This window comes from Paenibacillus sp. HGH0039, from assembly GCF_000411255.1.
GTDB lineage: Bacteria > Bacillota > Bacilli > Paenibacillales > NBRC-103111 > Paenibacillus_F.
Genome location: NZ_KE150412.1, coordinates 382,715 through 400,442, shown reverse-complemented (window position 1 = coordinate 400,442; position 17,728 = coordinate 382,715). Strand labels below are relative to the sequence as shown.

The following is a 17,728-nucleotide window of genomic DNA, read 5'->3' as shown; positions in this document are numbered from 1 at the left end:
AATAAGATTGGAGTGAAGGTATGCATAAGGACGAACAATTTCTACAAACTTTAACCGGGTTTCAAGCGAAATTTACGCATTTCACCGATCGTTACGAAGGTACCGCTCAGCGAAGCGCCGAGTTAGAAGCGATCTTAGATGACTATTCCGCTTTTATTACGAACGAGGCTAACGAAGAATCATGGGAACAATTGAACCGGCAAGATCCCGGCCATATGTCCCGGCTAGTGGAAGATTTGAGGAAGACGTCGGCGTTTTGTGTCGCGATTATGGAAAAATACCGTGCATGGAAGCTGCTGAATGGAGACGCGGAAAGGACGGAGTATTTCCGAAATATAGAATCATGCATCGAAAAAGAATTTGGAAGCTTTCAAGTGACAGCGGATTCGAAAGTGCTGCTGGTGGGCTCGGGTTCATTTCCCATGACGCCCTTGTACATAGCGAAGCAAACCGGCGCGGAAGTGGTCGGCATTGATATTGACAGGGAGGCTGTAGAACTTGGAAGAAGGGTTGTAGAGGAGTTGGGAAGTGGATTGAAAATCAGGCTGGAGAACGTGTTCGCAGAGCATCTGGACGGTATACAAGAGGTGACTCACATCATATTCAGCTCAACGGTTGCCAATAAATACGAACTGCTGGACCAATTGGATCGGCTAACCAATCGGCATGTGATTGTGGCCATGAGATACGGCGGCGGCTTGAAATCTTTATTCAATTACCCCATGCAAGAGGTGAACAGACGTAAATGGAGCTTGGTTGAAACTGTTTTGCGTCCCGGTCACGTGTTTGATATCGCTTTGTATCAAAAAGCGTAGGCTTCATTTTGGGAGAGGAAGGGTCAGATGGGTGATTTTCAACGAGTCTTAGTGCTGGGAACGGGGCCCGCTTCGATTCAATTGGCCGTCCTGCTAAAAAAAGTTGCGGACTGCCGCGTAGGAATCGCCGGTCGAAAGTCCGTTCGTTCCGAACACTTCTTTGCGGCGCTTAAGCAGAGCAACCGGCGTATCCGCGCAGACATTCAAAATGAAAAGCACCGGCGGCTGCAGGGCGAGTGCGTCATCGATGATGTTTTTCACGGATATGAGAGCATTACGGGAAGATGGGATACCGTGATCTTGTCCGTTACGGCGGATGCATACATAGGGGTACTCCAACAAATCCATGAACGGCTTTTGCGGCAAGTAAGGTGTGTGGTCTTAATTTCCCCGACCTTCGGTTCAAACAGCTTAATCCGCCACTATATGACGGATATTCGTGCGGATGCGGAAATTATTAGCTTTTCCACCTATCTTGGCGATACGCGCTGGAGGCACGACAAGCCGTCCGATCAGGTCATCACGACAGGAATCAAGAAAAAAGTGTTCATTGGCTCGACGAAGGCTCCATCCGATCATGTGACGAAGCTTCGTACGTTGTATGAACAACTGGGTATAACCTTGGAAATCATGGGTTCTCCACTCGAAGCGGAAACGAGAAATAGTTCCTTATATGTCCACCCGCCTCTGTTTATGAATGACTTTTCGTTAAATGTCCTGTTCGGAGAAGCGGCTCCCAAGAAATTTGTATACAAAATGTTTCCCGAAGGTCCCATTACACCCGGTTTAATCCGCGATATGGTGGCCTGTTGGAAAGAGATGACGGCCATTATCCGCAAGCTAAATATAGACGGCCTTAACTTGCTTAAGTTCATGACAGACGACAATTATCCGGTGCGGCCGGAAAGCTTATCGCGTCATGAGATCGAAAACTTCCTTCATTTCGAAACGATCCATCAAGAGTATTTGGTATACATCCGGTATACATCGCTGTTAATCGATCCTTTTTCCGAACCGGATCAGGATGGGAAATATTTCGATTTCTCGGCAGTCCCCATTCGGCAAATCTTTGTCAACCATGAAGGGTACTGGGACATCCCGCGCATGCCCAAGGAAGATTACTACCGAATAAAAATCATACAAGGCATTGCGAGGTATGTAGATTCAAGCTGTCCGACGATCGATACGTTCATTGCAACTTATGAGCGGAAAATAGAGGAAGCGGCCCGGCATAGGCTGCAAGGCGAGCTGTTGTCGGATGCATTCACCGTCCAAAGTTTTGAAGAAGACTTGAAGAGGATACGAAGTGAAATAGAAATCAGGCCCGGATCAAAGAACATATAATACGCTGCATACTGGAGGAGAAGACGTGACGAGAAGAATAGCGGGTTTATTAGCTGCTTTCATGATTTCCATTGCGCTGCTGGCAGGCTGCGCCGGCGAGAAGAAAGCGAATACGGGGTCCACGGAACGAAGCAAAGAACTGGTGTACGCCACGGCAAAAGATATCAACGATATGAATCCCCATTTGTACACGGGTTCAATGCCGGCGCAAGGAATGGTATACGAATCATTAGTCGAAAATACGGAAGACGGAATCAAGCCGCTGCTGGCCGAGTCTTGGGAAACTTCAAAGGACGGGAAAACATACACCTTTCATCTGAGAAAAGATGTGACCTTTCACGACGGAGAACCGTTTAACGCGGAGGCTGTGAAGAAAAATATCGAAGCCGTGCAAAAAAACGCAAGCAAGCATTCCTGGATCAAACTTTCCGCTAAGATCGTGAGCTGTAATGTGCCGGATGAGTTTACGGTGGAATTGAATCTATCGGAGCCCTACTATCCGACTTTGCTGGAATTGTCGATGACCCGGCCTTACGTATTCATCTCCCCCAAAAATTTCGTTAACGGGGAGACAAAGGATGGCGTGAGCGGATACAACGGCACGGGACCCTATAAGCTCACGGAACATAAAACCGATCAGTACGCCACTTTTGAAGCCAATGAAAACTACTGGGCCGGCGCGCCTAAAGTGAAGAAAGTGACGGCGAAAGTTCTTCCGGCAGGGGAAATGACATTTTTGGCGCTGCAAAAGGGCGAAGTCAACTTTATCTTTACGGATGATCGAGGCGCGGACAGCATTGATGTGGAAGCGATGAATCGGTTAGTTCAATCGGACGATTTCCAGCTGGTCAGAAGTAAAGCGATGAATACGAAAATGATCGTGGCCAACAGCAGCAAATCAGGCCCCGTTCATGAAAAGGCCGTACGCGAGGCCATCTGGTATTCCATTGACCGGGAAACCGTCAGCAAGCAAATTTTTAGCGGAATGGAAACGGCGGCTTACACTCTATTCTCCTCCAATGTCCCGTATGCGGACGTCGATTTGAAGAAGCGGGGCTACGATCCGGAAACAGCGAAAAAGATTTTGGAAGAAGCGGGCTGGAGCCTGGAGAGCGGCAAAGCAGTCAGAACCAAAGACGGAAACCCGTTAGCCATGAAGCTTTACTACGACGTCAATTCTTCCTCCCAAAAAACGCAGGCTGAATTCCTTCAACATACGTTGACAACAATGGGGGCCAAGCTGGACCTTATCGGCGAAGAATCTTCTTCTATCGCGAAAAGAAGAGCCACGGGAGACTATGATCTGCTGTTCAACCAAACATGGGGGCTCGCCTACGATCCGCAAAGTACGATTGCCGCCTTTACAGCGGAAGGCTCTTATCTGCATACAACCAGAGGCATACCGAAAGCGGCCGAACTCTATAAGAAAATCGATGATGTGATGGTGTCTGCCGACGAGAAGACACGGAGATCGTTATACGCGGAAATTTTAACTCTTGTCCATGACGAAAGCGTCTTTATCCCCATCACCAATGGCAGCGTCACCGTTCTGGCTCCCAAAAATTTGAAAGGGATCTCGTTTAAGCAAACGCAATACGAGCTGCTTTTTGAGCGAATGTACTTTGAGTAGCTAAATGAATGCACAGGGATACCACTTGGTTGGTGCCCTGTGCAAAGAAGGAGATGGCTATGGGCAGTTATATCCTAAAAAGAGCGTTACTATCGCTTCCTTTGCTTGTGATTATATCCTTTTTAACGTTTGTTTTAAATCATCTGTCTCCTTTGGACCCGGCCGAAGTAGTCCTGCACGCGCAAGGCGTGCCGAATATAACCGAAGAATTAATCGCGGAAACGAAAGGGGCGCTCGGACTGGACCAGCCGTTTCTAACCCGTTATTTCAATTGGCTCGTTTCCTGCCTGCAGCTCGATTTCGGCCATTCGTACGTGACGGGAAAACCGGTCTGGTCCTTACTGGGCCCCGCTTTTCTGAATACATTAAAGCTGACGCTGGTTTCGATGGCTGCCATTATTGTCCTATCTATTGTCCTAGGCGTGATCTGCGCATGGAAAGAAGGGAAGAGGGTGGACAAATCGGTTAGAGGGGTCTCGTTTTTGCTGACTTCTATGCCGTCGTACTGGCTTGCGTCGCTCATGGCATGGTATTTTTCCGTCCATCTGGATCTTCTCCCGACAAGCGGCATGGACTCCTTCAAAAGTTACCTATTACCGGTTACCGTGATTACCATCAGTTACACAGGCATTTACTTTCGGATCGTCAGAAGCTCCATGATCGGCCAGTTGAACGAGGACTATGTGTTGTACGGCAGGGCAAGCGGTTTACCGGAAAGAAAAATAACGATGCATATCCTAAGAAATTCGCTTCAGGTGGCCATTTCTGTGTTTTGTATGGCCATCCCCATTATATTGGGAAGCACGGTCGTTGTAGAAAACCTGTTCGCGTGGCCCGGGCTGGGGACGTTAAGTGTCAAATCCATTCTAAGCCGGGATTTCCCGATCATCCAAGCTTATGTCCTTGTGTTGGCGGCGGCCTTCGTTCTGTTCAATACCTTGTCGGACATGATTCTTGCGGCGATGAATCCCAAACTAAGGAAGGGGATGTAATGGAACGATTTAAACGTATAGTGAAAGACAAGCCGGCTGTCCTATCTTTATTCATTCTCGTTACAACCATGGCTGCCGGGATCTTTGCCCCTCTGATAGCGCCGCATGCTCCCGGGGAAGTGCATATGGAGCTTCGGTTTGCGGGTCCGTCGCTGGAATATCTGTTAGGCAACGATCACCTGGGGCGATGTGTTTTATCCAGATTAATATACGGGATCCGGCCAAGCGTGCTCTGGGTGATGGCCGCCTTGATCCTGACGGTAGGAATCGGTGCCTTTTTCGGCTTTATTGCCGGGTATTTCAGGGGAAGAACAGATGCCGTCGTGATGAGAATTTGCGATGTGATGCTTTCTTTTCCAGGTTATGTCATGATCTTGGCCGTGATCGGTATTGTGGGCGTAGGCTTTGAAAATATATTGATCGCGTTTGTATGTACGAAATGGGCATGGTTTGCCCGCGTCATCCGAACGTCTGTCATGCAATACGCCGAAGCGGACTATGTGAAGTTCTCTAAAGCGCTTGGCGCCGGCAGCGTTCAAATTATGGTCAAGCATATTGTGCCCGTTTCGCTTCCCGACATTGCCGTTCTGTCAAGCAGCTCTTTCGGTTCCATGATTTTGCAGTTATCGGGCTTCTCCTTCCTCGGTTTAGGCGTTCAAGCTCCGAATGCAGAGTGGGGCATGATGTTGAATGAAGCAAGGGAAGTCATGTTCTCGAAGCCGGAGCTAATGTTAGCGCCGGGTTTAGCGATCGTTCTTGTCGTGTCGGCTGTCAATTTTCTGTCCGATGCGCTCCAAGCTGCGTTAGATCCTAAATTAAGGACTTCCGATCCAAAGCCGCAAGGTCAGACCGCCGCTGCCGGTACGGCAATTCAAGGAAATGGGGTGGCTTAATCCGGTCATGAATAGTTTAGAAGTGAAAAATTTAAAAGTTTGGGATCACCTGACCGGTGAAGTGATGATCCCGAACAGTTCCTTTCATGTAAAGCAGGGAAGCTGTCTGGCCATCGTCGGAGAAAGCGGAAGCGGGAAGTCTCTGACCTGCAGGGCCGTTATGAGATTGACTAAAGCCAATATCCGCCAATCCGGGGACATTCTGTTTGGCGGAGTAAACTTAAGCGAGCTGCCCGAGAAAGAAATGAGAAAAAGAAGGGGGAAACAGCTCTGCATGATTTTGCAAAACGGCATGCGAGCCTTCGATCCCTCTTGTGTGGTCGGGGTTCATTTAAAAGAAACACTTGCCGAACATTTCGGCTGGAGCCGCGACGAAATAACGGCGAAGATGAAAAAAGCCATGGAAAGCGTGAGGCTCCAAGATCCGATAGCGGTGATGAACAAGTATCCGCACCAGCTTTCGGGGGGCATGCTTCAGCGCGTGATGATTGCGCTGGCTATTGTGCTGGAACCCGATCTGGTGATCGCGGACGAACCGACTACGGCACTGGATACGATCTCCCAATTCGAGGTCGTTGAACAGTTGGCGCAACTCAGGAAGAGAATGGGCTGCTCCATGATTTTTATTTCGCACGACCTGGGCATTGTCCGAAAACTTGCGGATGAGGTGCTGGTTATGAAAGAAGGAGAAGTGGTGGAAAGAGGGCCGACCCCGGCCATTTTCTCTGATGCACGCCACGAATATACCCGCTATTTGGTCTCCTCGAAGCTTTCGCTGCATCATCATTTTAGGAACCTAATGGGAGGCGTCAGCCATGCTGAGGGTTAAAGGCGTCGGGAAATCGTACAAAACGGGCGGCTTATTTTCCGCGAAAAAACAAAACGTGTTAGCAGACATTAGCTTCGAATGCGGGCAAGGGGAATGCCTGGGCATCATCGGAGAAAGCGGAAGCGGCAAATCCACACTGGGCCGATTGATCATAGGAATTGAGGAGCCGGATCAAGGAACCGTTCTATTCGAGGGAAAGAGGATAGGGGCGCGGAATGCGAGACGGGGGAACATTAGCGCTGTTTTTCAAGATTATACCTCCTCCATTAATCCGTTTTATACGGTTGAGCAGGCTATTATGGAACCCTTGAAGCTGCAAAACAAAGCCCGAAAAGAGGCTTCGGGTAAGATTGATCTGCTGTTGCATCAAGTTGGACTGGACTCGTCCTATCGGACCAAATACCCCCATGAATTATCGGGCGGAGAAGCTCAACGGGTGTGCATAGCCAGAGCCGTTTCAACCGAGCCGAAATGTATTTTGTTGGACGAAGCCATCAGCTCGCTGGATGGTTCGGTTCAAATCCATGTGCTTGAGTTGCTCAAAAGATTGAGGGAAATTTACGGCATGGGATACATCTTCATCACCCATGACATCCAGGCTGCCGCCTATATTTGCGACAGGGTCGTTTTCATGCGACAGGGTCAAATCGAAGAAACGGTGAACATCGCACACTTAAAAGACGTTCAATCCGCGTATGCAAGGAAATTATTGCAGATGATCATTACCTAGCGTATGGGGTGGACGGAGAGAATCGGGAAGGAGCAAGAACGGTGAGAGGAGCTTTGTCCTGGCCTTTTCTGAGGCTGTATATGTTGACTCTATTGTATTTCAGCGCCAACTCTATTTTAAACGTCATCATTCCTTTGAAGGGCGAATCGCTGGGGGCCACGAATACAACGATCGGGATTATTATGGGGGCGTACTTATTTACAACCATGTTTTTTCGGCCTTGGGCGGGTCATTTGATTCACAAGCACGGTCCGATTAAAGTGCTGCGCACGATTCTTGTTATAAACGGAGTAGCCTTACTCCTGTACACGTTTACCGGGCTCGGGGGATACTTCGCCGCCCGTATGCTGCAAGGGGTCTGTACCGCTTTTTTCTCCATGGCCCTGCAGCTTGGTATTATAGACGCGCTGCCGGATAAGGACCGGTCGCAAGGCATCTCAATGTATTCCTTATGCGCTTCCATGCCGAATATTATGGGTCCTTTGTTGGCTTTGGGCATGTGGCATACAGCGGATAGCCGTTATTTTACAGCGGCCATGATTACGATTGCCATTCTTACCGGAGTGGTGGGTTACAGTGCCCGTATGGAAAAAAAAGAGGCTGAACCCGCTGCGGGTCAGCCGGGACCTGGCGCCACGATGCTCCACTCCTTCGGCCATCTGGTTAAAAACCCGCATCTATTCAAATGCAGCGTTCTGATGCTGACAGCTTCCCTTGTATTCGGAGCCGTGACAACCTTTATTCCCCTATATGCCATGCAGATCGAAAGCGGCAATGCAGCTATTTATCTGATGATTCAGGCGACGGCCGTAGTGGCCGCCCGTTTTGCGCTCAGGAAGAAAATTCCTTCGGACGGAAAGTGGCATTCGTCCTTTATGATAGTGATTATGCTCATTTTAGCCGCAGGGGCGCAATGTGTAAGCTTTTCCGCAGCCGGCGGAACGGTGTTTTTTTATGTCGGCGCAGGTTTAACAGGCATCGCTCAGGCCCTGCTTTATCCGACCTTGACGACGTATTTGACTTTTGTATTACCGCAGCATGATCGCAATGTGCTACTCGGTTTATTTATCGCTACGGCCGATTTAGGCGTTTCGCTGGGCGGTGTCGTTATGGGCCCCGTCGCGGATCTTTCCTCGTACTCGTTTATGTACCTGATCTGTGCGATTTTAGGTTTGTCGATGATCTTTTTTGCCTATGATCGACGTAAGATTTTTGCCCGCTCAAGATAAACTTGAATGCTGATCAGTCACAAACTTGCAAGCTTGCAGGCTATCGGCGTATTCAAACCAGCTTCTGATAACTTGCGATACCGGCCATCTGTCGAACTTGCGGCTGATTTCTTTAAAATGAGCTGCATTTTGGGTAGCCGAGGGTGGTGTTCCGGACTTCGATGCCGGCACTTCAGGCGATGGCACTCTTCGAACGGTGTAAATTGCATGGTTCTTCTTCCTTTCCCGTTGTGGCAGATGAGGGAGCAAGTCCGCCTCTTTCCCAATGCCTCGAGTGGAACGATAATAAAAAAGGAAGACTACTACTGGTAATGGTTGGGGAGTGATATAATAAGTGTGCAAAAATACCTAAAAACTAAACTTATCATGATTTGGACAAAGCAATGTTAGTCTATGAAGAATTGTAAAAAGTTATTTCCAACTTATTTTTCGAGGGGTCAAAATGAATATAAATGAGGTCGCCCAAGTTTTTATAGAGAAATATGGTCAAGAGGAACTGTATACTAAGGATATTGAAAGTAAGTTGGTATCATGGTTGGAGAACACATCTCTAGATGAAATAAAGGAAATTTTGTTGCATTTGTTTTCAGAATTTATCTTCTTTACTAAGAGAGATATTAAAGAATTGATGAAGAGTCAATTAATAGACGTATTAAATAGTTACCCCCTTGAAGATATTTGTATTATTCCTATGGTCTCTAAAGATGGTAGAGCAAATAGTTCATTTGACTTAACAATGCTCCTAAAGGAAGTCATTAAAGAAAATGGCATAGAATTGTACAAAGATACAATAAAAGTTGGTTTAGATCAAATAGATGATGATATTACTACGTTGATTTTTTTTGATGACATTTCTGGTAGCGGTGGGACTATTGTTTCTTTTCTCAAGGAGAACGAGAGTGAATTAATTGGAAGAAAAATAATCATACGACTTATTGTTATTACTGAAACAGCACATGAAGTGATCGATAAATACTTAGCTAATCAAACAGAACTTGATGTAACAGTTATTGCAGAATTTAAGTACGATAAGGTTTTCAAAAATCATAAATTTTTAAATGATTCACATAGATTACTAATTAACGATTTTGAAGAAACAATTTGGGGAAAAGGAAATAATAATGTTATGGGTTTTCGGGATAGCCAACTTTTGGTTGGATTTTCTCATAACATACCTAATAATACCATCAGTTCATTCTGGTATCATACAGATTTTTCTGGAAAGAGAGAAGAGTGGAATTCTTTGTTTAAGAGATATACTCAACTAAATAGAAAAAACAAGAAGAAGACTAGGTCAAACCAAAACCTATCAGTTAAAAGAGAGGGTGGAGGGAGTAAGATTGGATTATAAAAACTTACTGATATTAGTGTATTTTAATTCGGTTCAAGCTAGCTACTCATACAGAGAAATAAGTGATAATTTTGGACTGAGTTTTTTTCAAGTAGAAAATTTAATTAATAAACTTCAAGAGGAAAATTTATTAACATTAGAGGGGTACTATAAACTTACCTCAGCCGCTGTAAAGTTATTAGAAAAGTATAATATGTTACACATTGATTACTTTGAATCTTTCGAAGTTAATAGCATATTTACAAAAAAACCAATGGGTTTTGATGAATTATACATTCCTATTGGATTTACAAAAAAAATCAAGTAAACTACTATGTGATAGTCAGTAGTCTTCTAGATACGGTAGAGAGTCTCTATCTATAATAATGTCACTTAATTGATTTGGGCAAAATCAGAAAACCGCTGCTTTTACCCACTGCAATATTTCATTGCAGTAGTAAATAATTAATGAAAACCACATTAATAATTTACTAAATTTCCAAAACAGGTTAAAGGCAGCGCAAAAAACAAGATCAAAGTAGAAGCTACTGACTATTTAAACGAGGGTATCATGGACTTAAACTTGTTGGAATCATCGTTAACGCAAAAAGGATATGGAAAAAGATACAAAAAAATATGCATAAACTATGCAAAAGCCTTAAATGAACAGGGCTTACCTGTAATTTTTGATAATAACCATCTATCCCTATTAATGGGGATTGAAAGTAAAATACTAGGTCATTATATTATGAATTCGAATAAGTTTTATAAGGAATATCAAATAGCTAAATCGAATGGGTCTCTAAGAACTATTTCAACACCTAGCTATAATATGAAAACAATACAAAGATGGGTACTTGATAATGTCCTATCTTCTTTTGCTATTCATTCTAATGCTTTTGGATTTGTAAAAGGAAGAAATATTAAAGATAATGCTTTATTGCACACTAAGAAGAAAGTAGTTCTTAATATAGATATTAAAAATTTTTTTCCTACTATTAAATTTGATCGTATATTCTATATGTTTTACCATCATGGCTATACTAAAGAACTTTCCTATACTCTGGCTGCACTAACTACATATAATGGTTCGCTACCTCAGGGAGCCCCTACCAGCCCCTATATTTCAAATATTCTTTGCCAAAGAATGGATAAAAGATTATTGGCTCTTGCTAAAAAGATGAATGCGGATTATTCACGTTATGCAGATGACATCACTATGTCAGGCGATGAGAATGTCAGGCAATATATAGAAACAATAAAGTCAATTATAATTAATGAGGGCTTTGATATTAATTATAAAAAGTTAAGATTGCAGACAGATAATAACATGCAAGAGGTAACTGGATTAATTGTAAACGAAGATGTCAAAGTAAAAAGAAAATATAAAAAGCGACTTGAGCAACATATTTATTATTGCAAAAAATTTGGTGTTTATAGTCACTTAAAAAAAATTGAATCTGAAAGTAAATCATATTTTAAAGAATACCTATATGGTATAGCTAATTTCATAAAAATGATAGAACCAGATGAAGGTTTGGAATTCTTGAAAAAACTAGATGAGATTAATTGGGGGAACTGAGATTTCCCTTTTTAAATTTCTGTACTTTAAGTTGAATGAATAGATTCAAATCATCATTAGAGCAAACACTGTCCCTTCGGACATTTGCTGTCACTGTCAACTCTACACATGTGAAATCAGTCGCGCTGCTTGTACGAAATGAATGTAGAAGCCAATTAAAGCTCTCCCAAAGCTTGTAAAGCTCTCACAGGAGCCTATAAAGTCGTATCAAAAAGCCGAGCGAAATTCAGGTATCCACTCCTGTTTTCCTCGGCTCTTTTCATCTTTGGAACGGGTCGTATGACCCGCCAATCTCCGATAAATTAGGCTTTCCTCAACTTTTTTCTCTAACGTCCTTCCTGTAATCCCATTCATTTTCCTAGTTGAATCCCCTTCCTTCACCTCGACTTTATTTACTTGTTTATCAAGGTTTTTCTCCGATTTGCCCCCGATTTTACTCTGATTTGCAGGATGACTTTATTTACTCGTGTTGAACCAGGGGAGAGAGGGCGAGAGGTGTTTAAGCCAAGTGGGGAAAGGGTTTGCGGTGATTTGGTAGACGAGGTTTTGTAAGTCGACTTTAAATCAATGGCACAATGACTAATAGCTGAGATGTATTGGCGGATAAAATTAAAGGTTGGGGAGAAATCCCTACTCTTTATTACTTAAATACGAAATGTAAGAATAAATTTCGTGCGTTTATTTTGGAATATATGGTAGGATTATGTCGAATGAATAAATTTGGATATTTGTTATTAGAAGCTCAATTATAGTGAGATTTTTAGAAACCAGCTATGTTGAGTTATTATTTTGGGGGAGAGGGATGGCTGAATGCATTCAAAAACTACTCAAGAAGCTATTATTGTGCTAAAAGAATCTATAAAAGAATTAGAAAGTTCCAAGGGTAGTGTACTTGTCGGTATTCAAAAGTTATTGAGAGTATCAAAAATGATTAGCGATGAGAGTTGTATCATTTGGGGCGAAATTCAACTGGGAAATACTAAGTATACTCAACCTCTTGAGAACTATATTGATATGCTAGTTGCTACGAATAAAAGCAATACTAAGGCTAATTTAACGAAGTTAAACGAAGTTACAGAAGAATTAAAAAAATTGGGAGTAGACATAGATGAACATTGCTCACTTGAAGAGCTAAATGTAAAAGCAAATAAATCAGGTGGAGGATACAAAAATATCGGATTTATAGAGGAGAGATATAATGATCTTGTAAGAACAAAGAAAGGTAATGACGGCACGTACTATAAAAACAATTTAAATAATCATTTGAATTATGTTAGAAAGACAGCACATGAAAGAGCATCCTTATTGTACAATACGCTTGCTTTTTCAGATGCGCCACAATCAGCCTTTGATATTTTGAAGTTTGTTATTGATGATAAATTACTTGATATTAACCCCGAACTTGCAGAAAAATTAATGCAGGCGTTTAAATCAGTGTCCACTGATAATTCAGAGGAGTGGTCACATGCCCTAACTTCTTGTAGAAGACTCATAGAAAATTTAGCTGATGAATTATTTCCTGCTACAGATGAACTATATAATGGGCGCTCTTTAGGAAAAAATCAATATATAAATAGAATATGGGCTTTTATGGATAGATCCATTTCAAGTGATAGTAACAGAGATTTAGCTAAGATTCATGTCGATTTTGTTGGTAGTTATCTACAAAGATTGCATAAGTTGACCAACAAAGGCGTCCACGCTCAGCTATCTAGAGCGGAAGCTATTAAGGCTGTTTTTCACGTTTATTTAATTTGCGCTAGTATTCTTGAATATCATGATGTACAGCAAAAAGGAGTGTCGGAGAAAATGAATATTCACACAGCATCACTTGATGAACTTGAGGCTGTTCTAGATATCAATAGAAATATGGCAAAAGAAATTGTGAAAATGCGCGTAGCTAAAGGACGTTTAAGTTTGGATGATATAAGTACCATTAAAGGTGTTGGTGCAAAAACAATAAGCAAAATTCAAGATACTGTTAGCTTTGACTGATAAGCCAATGTTGGTCAGGAAAGACTGATAGTTGAGATATATTGTCGGAAATAGTAGAGGGGCGATTAGCCCCTCTCATTTTTTAATTCGAAAAGATATTAGTCCTGACCAAAGACTCTAAGGAATCAACCTGTTCTGTACGATAATTTCAATGTAAATCACTCCTTTTCGCCGAGGAGAACACAATTGTTTTTTTTGAAAAGATATAACTAGTGATTATCAAAATGAGTTTCGAGTGGTCATCCTGAATAAAGATACCGAAGAACCTTTGATAACTGACGTTGGAGATTTATCTTATATAAGTTTCATTGTTACTTCTGAGCAGTTGTTTACAAATGAACTTGTAATTTCGGTGAAAAAATCAGATAAATCATTATCAGAAGGGGAATATCATGGAGAATAAGAGAAAGTTGCTTGAAGAGTTTTTCGAACTTGAGGATTATAATTTAGAGAATGAAATAACAGAAATTATTACTAGGTTTCGAAAGTATAATCCATATGAAGTTTTTTGGTTAATAAATAGTTTAATAATGGATAACACGAGATATGTCTTTGAAAATAGAGACAAACGGGTGTCTCCAAAACTGGTTAATAGATTGTTTTATTTGTATAAAAAGAATTCGGTCATTAAAAATAACACGAAAATTAAGAACAGATCCAACGAGCTAAAATGGCTGAGGAAAAAGTTTGTAAAAATTGTAAACTATTATTGTATGGAACAGTTTAATCAAAAAGAAGAGCAAGAAGATATTCATATGTCTTTACGCAATTTTCACTCCCAAAATTTCATTAATTACCATTTCGATTATCCAAATACTTCTTGGTTTCAGTATTTACGTGCTTTAGAAATCAACAGTAAAGTGATTGATACAATTTTCATCAAAGATAATCTAACAACTCTAGAAATTGAGAAGGGGTTATTGATTTGTATTCTATATGACTTTATATATCAAGCTTGCAGAAAAAACATACTCAATGATTTGCTATATGAAAAAGAGAAGTACAAATTCGAGAGTTTCTTGACTAGCTTTTCCGTGCAACAATTTTCGAAAGTTTTAAGAAGATTCGGTATTAAAGAAAAAGAGTTTATTAATAGATTTTTCCCTATATTGAGAAATGAGAATGAAGTGACTTTAAGTTATCCGACTGACAAATATTACAGGGAAGAGTTCTCCTTGGGGATTTGTCATAAAGACAGAATATTTTTTCCGCGTTCTAATTTTATACTCGACGAGTTTTGGAATTATATATTAGAACATGAAGAAATGAAAGGTGGGAAAGGTAAGAGAGGTAGGAAAGATGATTTTGTAGAAGAATACACAATTATGTTATTGAAGGACTTTTTTGGGAAAGAGAGCGTTTATAATAATTTGTACGATGAAAATGGGGATGAACAAGATATTATTGTGCTCTATGGAGAATATACACTGTGCTTTGAGTGCAAATCAGAGGTTTTAAAAGAACCATTCAGAGACTCTAATAAGTCTGATACAAGAATGAAACAAAACTTTGACCGAGTTATTCAAAAGGCTTATATTCAAGGATGGAGAGTTAAAAATAACATTAATAATAAAAACTCTAAGTATTACAATAGTGATAAAAAGTATTCTCGGAAAATAATTTTGGATTTGTGTGAACAAGACCATACGAAGGTGCTCAAGATATGTATAACCATTAATAATTACTTAAATCTATCTAATCGTGTTAATAAATATCTCGAATTCAAAGATGATGATAAAGACTATCCTTGGGTTGTAGATATTTTCAGTCTGGAGCACATCTTTAATAAAGTTAGAGCTATTAATAGAGATGAGAAATATTTTATTAATTATGTTCAGGACAGAATTAAATCTTATTTAGGTGTTCAAGCTCTGGGAGCAGAAGAGTTGGAGTGTTTCGGTTATTATTTACGATATGGAAAATTTAACAATGCTCTAGATGGTTGGTTCATGACAAACTTAGGAAATGGATATACAACATTTGTTTTAGATTATATCCCCAGTCCGGAAATCAATTTAATGCAACTATATTTCTTGGAACTCGCGTCCATTACTGAGCAAGATTAAGTAGAGCAAACAATATTCATTCGGACATAAATGTTTGTTGTCCACTGTTTACTCCACACATGTGTAATGCTGTGCGCCGCTCGTAAAGAACTAACATTTTAAGAGCCGCATTTACCTAGTATTTTTTATCCAAAGAAGAAGTACTTGGGCTATTATATCGGTTCTATCCTCTCGAGCTATGTGAGGTGCCTAGTATAGATATATCGGGAGGATATTGAAAGGTAAATGCCTCGACAAGGTCTGCTGAGAAAGCAGGCTTTTTTATGAACTATCCTGTTGATCTTTCCCCTCAGCAGTGGAGGTATTTTCATTCAAACATAGTGGATGGAGTGCCGGTTATTGTATGATAGATTAATAGAGCGACTGCCTCAGTAGGCAGATATTAATATAGAACAAGGTGAAGTACATGTCCTGGAGCAAATTGAAACAAAATCTCGAGAGTTTTCTTTGTCCTGCGTTAGATAGAAGAGTCGAATATCGTGCAACCAGTTACCGTTATTTACCTGATAAAGCAGGGGATTGTTATATTACGGTAGATAAAAAGAACGTGCTCAATATGAATGATGCAACTAACTTAATCAGATGGTATCAGACGGAGTTGGAAATTAAGAATGATCCAGATATCCAAATTCCTATCAGCAATGAAGAAATTGAAGCTGCCCGAATAACTACCAAGGGGACAGTTCCGGAAGATCGTCTAAAAGTAATTGTAAGAAATAGAAAAAGTTCAGAATATGCAAAGGAGCTTTTGTCAGCACAGGCTTCCTTAAGTAAATCAAATTTTATCGCTGTGGCTAATAAGTTCTTAACCACTTCTATAGAAGAAAGTTTAGAGAGCCATGATATCTTATTGAATATTCTAGCTTTGGTGGACAGACGAGTTGGAAAAAAGCGAATTTTGAACATGTCCGAGAAGATGAAGTTAAAGCATCCGATTGTGCAGTATTTTTATGAACTACGGCGTAGTACGTTATGAAAAAACATCCTACCTCTATTGTTGAATATGCCGATTTTCAGTCGGCACTTCAATATAAAGGAAGGATAGGGGCAGATTTGGGGGCGGAATATAATTTAAATCCACCCCTGTTTAGTCCATTTCATTTTTATTTAGTACCAATAGGGGCTGCAATCCCGCTGCTCATTTTTTTGAATAGTAAGATCGCAAGAAGTAAAGCTATGCCTACAGCGACAAGACCCAGCCAATTCAAATACAGGACAGATGTACGGCTGATGACAAGTCCGCCTAATCCAGATCCCAGTGCAAAACCAAATTGGATGAACGAAGTATTTACGCTTAGGGCAATGTCCGGATTTCGAGGCGCCAGAGTAACCAGATATAGCTGCTGGGCGGGGGAAATACTCCAAGTGGCTAACATAAAAATCATTAAAACCAAGATCAATACAAAGAGATTGACATCGGCTAGAGTGAATAAAAGGAGAGTTGCTCCTTGTAACAGGAGTCCGAGACAAATGGTGAATTTCGATCCCTTTGCATCTGCCAATTGTCCGCCCACTCTTGATCCGACGAAGCTGCATATTCCCGCCAGGAATAGAACACCGCTAATTTCGGTAATGGAAAGAGAGGATGTGGCTTGCAAGAAAGGCGTAATATAAGTGAACAGCGTAGAATAGCCGCCGACATAAAATAAAGTAATAACCAAGGCGGTCAAAATTTTTGAATTTCTTAAAATGGAGAGCTGCATCCTAAGGGTAACCTTTTCTTCTTCTTTGATTGACGGAACCTTTTTATAGATGATGAGTAATGGAAGAACGCTTAATAAACCGATCCCAATAAATAGAACTCTCCATCCGAACATCTCACTAAAAAATGTGCCGATTGGAACACCCAGCACTAGCGAACTGCTAAGCCCCATCAAAATGATCCCGATGGCATTGCCCCTTCTTTCTTTTTCAACGAGTCGTGTCGCTACTGCCATGGCTACTACGGTAGTGATTCCTCCGCTAGCTCCTTGAATAATTCGTACCCAAAGTACGGTTTCGTAAGAAAGGTTTACAAACATAAGTCCGTTGCTGGCAATAAACACACTGAGGGCAGCCATCAGCAGCTTCTTGCGATCCACATTTATCGTTAATGCAATCAGAATCGGAGCGACAATGGCCGCTGAGAGAGCAAATACAGTCACCAATAACCCAGCTTCGGAAGTAGATACCCCCAAGTCCGCGGCGATCATTTCAATGACTCCTGTAATAATGTATTCAATGGTTCCGATCAGAAAAGCAGCAAGTGCCAGAACATAGATGATCCGATTATTTTTCAATTCAATCCGCTCCT

Annotated in this window: 15 protein-coding genes; 14 read left to right on the top strand and 1 reads right to left on the bottom strand. The window is 41.6% G+C overall.

The window, feature by feature from the left end; translation table 11 throughout:
* Positions 1-20 precede the first annotated feature (20 nt).
* The 14 genes from HMPREF1207_RS01480 to HMPREF1207_RS01415 all read left to right on the top strand — a co-directional run bounded on the left by HMPREF1207_RS01480 (position 21) and on the right by HMPREF1207_RS01415 (position 16,411).
* Complete coding sequence (locus HMPREF1207_RS01480; RefSeq protein ID WP_009676653.1) at positions 21-815, top strand: nicotianamine synthase family protein; 795 nt, start codon at positions 21-23, stop codon at positions 813-815.
* Positions 816-842: 27 nt separating this feature from the next.
* Positions 843-2,159 carry an opine metallophore biosynthesis dehydrogenase gene (locus HMPREF1207_RS01475; RefSeq protein ID WP_016423394.1) on the top strand — a complete coding sequence of 439 codons (1,317 nt, stop codon included), beginning with the start codon at positions 843-845 and terminating at the stop codon, positions 2,157-2,159.
* Positions 2,160-2,184: 25 nt separating this feature from the next.
* Complete coding sequence (cntA, locus tag HMPREF1207_RS01470; protein ID WP_009676624.1) at positions 2,185-3,789, top strand: staphylopine-dependent metal ABC transporter substrate-binding lipoprotein; 1,605 nt, start codon at positions 2,185-2,187, stop codon at positions 3,787-3,789.
* Between the two features lie 59 nt (positions 3,790-3,848).
* The gene (gene opp1B / locus HMPREF1207_RS01465; RefSeq protein ID WP_009676655.1) at positions 3,849-4,781 is read left to right on the top strand and encodes a nickel/cobalt ABC transporter permease; all 933 of its coding nucleotides are present in this window, start codon (positions 3,849-3,851) and stop codon (positions 4,779-4,781) included.
* On the top strand, positions 4,781-5,674 hold the full coding sequence (gene cntC, locus HMPREF1207_RS01460; RefSeq protein WP_009676623.1) for a staphylopine uptake ABC transporter permease subunit CntC: 894 nt from the start codon (positions 4,781-4,783) through the stop codon (positions 5,672-5,674). The genes opp1B and cntC overlap by 1 nt, the downstream gene beginning before the upstream one ends.
* A gap of 7 nt (positions 5,675-5,681) precedes the next feature.
* Positions 5,682-6,503: a staphylopine uptake ABC transporter ATP-binding protein CntD gene (gene cntD, locus HMPREF1207_RS01455; RefSeq protein WP_009676612.1), complete on the top strand. Its 822-nt coding sequence runs from the start codon at positions 5,682-5,684 to the stop codon at positions 6,501-6,503.
* The gene (locus HMPREF1207_RS01450; protein ID WP_009676628.1) at positions 6,490-7,233 is read left to right on the top strand and encodes an ABC transporter ATP-binding protein; all 744 of its coding nucleotides are present in this window, start codon (positions 6,490-6,492) and stop codon (positions 7,231-7,233) included. Before cntD ends, HMPREF1207_RS01450 begins: the two co-directional genes overlap by 14 nt.
* 41 nt (positions 7,234-7,274) lie before the next feature.
* Positions 7,275-8,462 carry a staphylopine family metallophore export MFS transporter CntE gene (gene cntE, locus HMPREF1207_RS01445; RefSeq protein WP_009676633.1) on the top strand — a complete coding sequence of 396 codons (1,188 nt, stop codon included), beginning with the start codon at positions 7,275-7,277 and terminating at the stop codon, positions 8,460-8,462.
* A 442-nt stretch (positions 8,463-8,904) separates the two neighbouring features.
* Entirely contained in the window at positions 8,905-9,813 is a 909-nt protein-coding gene (locus tag HMPREF1207_RS01440; protein ID WP_009676610.1) for a phosphoribosyltransferase-like protein, read from the top strand.
* Positions 9,803-10,120 (top strand): FaeA/PapI family transcriptional regulator, encoded by a 318-nt coding sequence (locus HMPREF1207_RS01435; RefSeq protein WP_016423393.1) that lies wholly within the window; start codon positions 9,803-9,805, stop codon positions 10,118-10,120. The genes HMPREF1207_RS01440 and HMPREF1207_RS01435 overlap by 11 nt, the downstream gene beginning before the upstream one ends.
* A 243-nt stretch (positions 10,121-10,363) precedes the next feature.
* A complete protein-coding gene (locus HMPREF1207_RS01430) occupies positions 10,364-11,374 on the top strand; it encodes a retron St85 family RNA-directed DNA polymerase (RefSeq protein WP_016423392.1) in 1,011 nt (336 codons plus the stop codon).
* Between the two features lie 810 nt (positions 11,375-12,184).
* Positions 12,185-13,369 carry a ComEA family DNA-binding protein gene (locus HMPREF1207_RS01425; protein WP_009676651.1) on the top strand — a complete coding sequence of 395 codons (1,185 nt, stop codon included), beginning with the start codon at positions 12,185-12,187 and terminating at the stop codon, positions 13,367-13,369.
* 392 nt (positions 13,370-13,761) lie between these two features.
* A complete protein-coding gene (locus tag HMPREF1207_RS01420; RefSeq protein ID WP_009676605.1) occupies positions 13,762-15,435 on the top strand; it encodes a hypothetical protein in 1,674 nt (557 codons plus the stop codon).
* A 406-nt stretch (positions 15,436-15,841) separates the two neighbouring features.
* Positions 15,842-16,411, top strand: coding sequence for an SF0329 family protein (locus tag HMPREF1207_RS01415; protein WP_009676644.1), 570 nt, complete (start codon positions 15,842-15,844; stop codon positions 16,409-16,411).
* 127 nt (positions 16,412-16,538) lie between these two features.
* On the opposite strand, the gene HMPREF1207_RS01410 is transcribed toward HMPREF1207_RS01415, so the two are convergent.
* Positions 16,539-17,714 carry an MFS transporter gene (locus tag HMPREF1207_RS01410; protein ID WP_009676649.1) on the bottom strand — a complete coding sequence of 392 codons (1,176 nt, stop codon included), beginning with the start codon at positions 17,712-17,714 and terminating at the stop codon, positions 16,539-16,541.
* Positions 17,715-17,728 lie beyond the last annotated feature (14 nt).

Coding starts and splice junctions, on each gene's coding strand:
- HMPREF1207_RS01480 (WP_009676653.1), top strand. CDS start 21: ATGCATAAGGACGAACAATTTCTACAAACTTTAACCGGGTTTCAAGCG.
- HMPREF1207_RS01475 (WP_016423394.1), top strand. CDS start 843: ATGGGTGATTTTCAACGAGTCTTAGTGCTGGGAACGGGGCCCGCTTCG.
- opp1B (WP_009676655.1), top strand. CDS start 3,849: ATGGGCAGTTATATCCTAAAAAGAGCGTTACTATCGCTTCCTTTGCTT.
- cntC (WP_009676623.1), top strand. CDS start 4,781: ATGGAACGATTTAAACGTATAGTGAAAGACAAGCCGGCTGTCCTATCT.
- cntD (WP_009676612.1), top strand. CDS start 5,682: ATGAATAGTTTAGAAGTGAAAAATTTAAAAGTTTGGGATCACCTGACC.
- HMPREF1207_RS01450 (WP_009676628.1), top strand. CDS start 6,490: ATGCTGAGGGTTAAAGGCGTCGGGAAATCGTACAAAACGGGCGGCTTA.
- HMPREF1207_RS01440 (WP_009676610.1), top strand. CDS start 8,905: ATGAATATAAATGAGGTCGCCCAAGTTTTTATAGAGAAATATGGTCAA.
- HMPREF1207_RS01430 (WP_016423392.1), top strand. CDS start 10,364: ATGGACTTAAACTTGTTGGAATCATCGTTAACGCAAAAAGGATATGGA.
- HMPREF1207_RS01425 (WP_009676651.1), top strand. CDS start 12,185: ATGCATTCAAAAACTACTCAAGAAGCTATTATTGTGCTAAAAGAATCT.
- HMPREF1207_RS01420 (WP_009676605.1), top strand. CDS start 13,762: ATGGAGAATAAGAGAAAGTTGCTTGAAGAGTTTTTCGAACTTGAGGAT.
- HMPREF1207_RS01415 (WP_009676644.1), top strand. CDS start 15,842: ATGTCCTGGAGCAAATTGAAACAAAATCTCGAGAGTTTTCTTTGTCCT.